Origin of the sequence: Bradyrhizobium sp., assembly GCF_035701725.1 — a bacterium.
Lineage (GTDB): Bacteria > Pseudomonadota > Alphaproteobacteria > Rhizobiales > Xanthobacteraceae > Bradyrhizobium.
Window position 1 is genome coordinate 1 of record NZ_DASSRP010000329.1, and the last position, 3,431, is coordinate 3,431.

General features: G+C 65.2%; 4 protein-coding genes. All 4 read left to right on the forward strand.

The genetic code is table 11. From position 1 onward, the window contains the following. Positions 1-562 (forward strand): FMN-dependent NADH-azoreductase (locus VFL62_RS19880; protein WP_325174090.1); only part of this gene is annotated, 562 nt, incomplete at its 5' end. A 210-nt stretch (positions 563-772) separates the two neighbouring features. Further along, positions 773-1,147, forward strand: coding sequence for an IS66-like element accessory protein TnpA (tnpA, locus tag VFL62_RS19885; protein ID WP_325174091.1), 375 nt, complete (start codon positions 773-775; stop codon positions 1,145-1,147). Next, positions 1,144-1,491: an IS66 family insertion sequence element accessory protein TnpB gene (gene tnpB, locus VFL62_RS19890; RefSeq protein WP_325174092.1), complete on the forward strand. Its 348-nt coding sequence runs from the start codon at positions 1,144-1,146 to the stop codon at positions 1,489-1,491. Before tnpA ends, tnpB begins: the two co-directional genes overlap by 4 nt. 45 nt (positions 1,492-1,536) lie before the next feature. Beyond that, positions 1,537-3,195 carry an IS66 family transposase gene (gene tnpC, locus VFL62_RS19895; RefSeq protein ID WP_414644784.1) on the forward strand — a complete coding sequence of 553 codons (1,659 nt, stop codon included), beginning with the start codon at positions 1,537-1,539 and terminating at the stop codon, positions 3,193-3,195. The last annotated feature ends 236 nt before the right edge of the window (positions 3,196-3,431 follow it).

A 3,431-nucleotide genomic window follows, 5' to 3' on the forward strand; every position in this document is an offset into this window, starting at 1 on the left:
GACATTCTTATCGCAATTTCGTCAGGCCCGGCCGTCATGGGACATCGACCTCCAAGACCTATGGCGCGAGACCTTGCCCGAGTTCGACGGCGCGGCGCTTGAGGCCAAATATGCGCGCCTTGGCGGCCGGTCGTTCAGCAACCCGGAGCGTGACGCGTTCGCCGTCGTCGAGCGCCTGGCTTTGCGCTTCTCGCTCGCCGAGCGGGTGCTGATTTCCTCGCCGATGTGGAACTTTGGCGTGCCTTACAAGCTCAAGCAATGGTTTGATCTCATCGTGCAGCCGGGGCTGACCTTCAGCTTCAGTCCAGCCGAGGGCTATCGCGGCCTTGTGAAAGACCGTCCAACGGTCGTGATCCTCGCCAGCGGCAGCGACTTCGTCACCGGCATGAACCGGGGCCGCGTCGATATGGCGACGCCCTATCTGCGCGACATCCTCAGGTTCATCGGCGTCCACAGCGTGCGCTTCGTCGCCGTCGGACCAACTGTCGGGCCGCGCGACCAAGTCGAGGTGGCGCGGGCCGCGGCTGAGCGACAACTAAGCCAACTTGCCGCATCGTTTTGACGCGATCCGAATTAGCGGTCTCCGGCCCGCGCTTGCGGCTCCGCGGGTCGTAGTATGCCGGAGGTCGGAGCAACCCCTACCTCATCCTTCGCCTTTTTGAACGTATCCCTCCGGCGAGGGCTGTCTGGTGGAAGCGCGGTGAGCGGCGGTAGTGCCCTGATGTGGGCGCGGCGATCGTGTCCACTTAATCGATGATGGGCACTATCGCAGATGTCGGAGCAAGGGGCGGACGGCGAGGGACGCCGGCGGCGGACGTGGTCGGCTGATCGGAAGCAACGGATCATCGCGGAAAGCTTTGCGCCTGGCGCATCCGTTGCGGAGGTGGCGCGGCGGTATGGCCTGAACGCCAACATGCTGTTCACGTGGCGCCGGCGAGACCGGCAGGTGGGCGCCGGCAACGACGGCGCGCCAGTGAACATCGTGCCGGTGAGGGTCGTGGAGGCAACGCCGACTGCGATCGTCACAGCTCCGGGCTCGATGGGTCGGATGGAGATTGTGCTCATTGGCGGCGAGCGGATCATCGTCGGCGCGGATGTGGACGCATCGTCGCTCGCGCGTGTGGCCAAGGCGCTGTCGCGGCGATGATCCCGATCCCGGCGGGCGTACGGGTGTGGCTGGCGACGGGCCACACCGATATGCGCAAGGGGTTCGACGGCCTTGCGTTGATGGTGCAGGAGACGTTGAAGCGCGATCCGCATAGCGGCCATCTGTTCGTCTTTCGCGGTCGCCGCGGCGATCTCATCAAATGTCTTTGGCACGACGGCCAGGGGATGTGCCTGTTCGCCAAACGGCTCGAGCGAGGGCGGTTTCTGTGGCCGTCGACGGTCGACGGGACGGTGACGATCTCGACGGCGCAGCTTGGCTATTTGCTCGAGGGCATTGATTGGCGAATGCCGCAGAAAACCTGGCGTCCGACGACGGCCGGCTGACGATTTTGGCTTACAAATCTGCGCGGCTCGTGATTCCCTTCAGAGGTGACGAATACATTTGATTCGCTGCCTTCCGATCTCGCCGCCGCGCATGCGCTGATCCTCGCCGAGCGGGAGGCGCGAAAGGAAAGCGAAGCGCGCGCGGCGCGTGCTGAAGCGGACCTGACCCATGCTCAAGCAACCGCCTTCAGCGCCGAGGCGCTGATCGCGAGGTTGAGGCTGGAGATCGAGAAGCTGCGGCGCACGCTCTACGGCGCCCGCTCGGAACGCAAGGAGCGGCTCGTCGACCAACTGGAGATGCAGTTGGAGGACGCCGAGACCGACGCCACCGAAGACGAACTGGCGGCCGAGCGGTCGGCGTCCTCGACCGTGGTCGAGTCCTTCGAGCGCAAGCGGCCGGCGCGCAAACCGTTTCCCGAGCATCTGCCGCGCGAGCGGGTCGTGATCGCGGCGCCGCAGAGCTGCCCATGCTGTGGTTCGACGAAACTTTCGAAGCTTGGCGAGGACGTCACCGAGACACTCGAAGTCATCCCCCGCCAGTGGAAAGTGATCCAGACGATTCGCGAACGGTTTTCCTGCCGGCAATGCGAAGCGATCACGCAGCCGGCGGCCCCCTTCCATGTGACGCCGCGCGGCTTCGCTGGCCCCAATTTGCTGGCGATGATCCTGTTCGAGAAGTTTGGCCAACATCAGCCGCTCAATCGCCAGAGCGAGCGCTACGCCCGAGAAGGTGTGGATCTGAGCCTATCGACGCTCGCCGACCAGGTCGGGGCCTGCGCTTTGGCGTTGCGGCCGCTCTATGCGCTGATCGAAACGCACGTCCTAGCTGCCGTGCGCCTGCACGGCGACGACACCACGGTTCCGATCTTGGCGAAGGGCAGGACCGAAATTGGCCGCGTCTGGACTTACGTCCGCGACGACAGGCCGTTCGGCGGAAAGGACCCGCCAGCGGCGCTTTATTACGCCTCGCGCGATCGATCGGGCGAACATCCAGAGCGGCATCTCAAGGGCTTCGTCGGCGTCCTGCAGGCTGACGCTTACGGCGGCTATAATCGGCTCTACCGGTCGGATCGACGGCCCGGCCCGATTGTCGAGGCGCTGTGCTGGAGCCACGGCCGGCGCAAGTTCTTCGAGCTCGCCGACATCGCGGCCAATGCGCGGCGGGATAAGAACGCCGCGCCGATCTCGCCGATCGCGCTGGAGGCGGTCAAACGCATCGACCCCATCTTCGACATCGAGCGTGAGATCAATGGCGTCTCGGCCGAGGAGCGGCTCGCCGCGCGGCGCTTAAGGAGCGCGCCGCTCGTCGCCACACTCGAAGAATGGATGCGCGCCGAACGCGCCAAGCTCTCCCGGCACAGCGCCGTCGCCAAGGCCGTCGATTACATGCTCACGCGCTGGCCGGCATTCACGCGCTTCCTCGACGACGGCCGCATCTGCTTGACGAACAACGCGGCGGAGCGAGCGCTGCGCGGCCTGGCTTTGGGAAGAAAGTCATGGCTCTTCGCCGGCTCGGAACGCGGGGCTAAGCGCGCCGCGATTATGTATACGCTGATCCAGACCGCGAAGCTCAACGACGTCGATCCGCAAGCCTGGCTCGCCGACGTCCTCGCCCGCATCGGCGAGACACTCCAAACGAAACTCGCGGAGTTGCTACCCTGGAACTGGGACAGCGAGGCGCTCTCGCGCCAACAAGCCGCGTGAGCGCGGCCTACGCCGGAGGGTTACCATCAATCGTGACATGCCCGAGGTGCAGCGCATCGTGCGACTGCGTGAGAAGCTCGGCGTTGAGCCCAGGCCGTTTGCGCCGATTGGGCCGCGGCGGCGTTGGGCTCGCCGCGTCTCCTTTCCCAAGGCCGTGCAGAAGATCGCCGAGCAGGAGGACAGGCTAGCTGTGTGGTCCCGGACTGTGATGGCGCATCATTGTCCCTGATTCGTCA

Excerpts from the sequence above, each read along its gene's own strand:
- tnpB (WP_325174092.1), top strand. The coding sequence starts at position 1,144 with ATGATCCCGATCCCGGCGGGCGTACGGGTGTGGCTGGCGACGGGCCAC.
- tnpA (WP_325174091.1), top strand. The coding sequence starts at position 773 with ATGTCGGAGCAAGGGGCGGACGGCGAGGGACGCCGGCGGCGGACGTGG.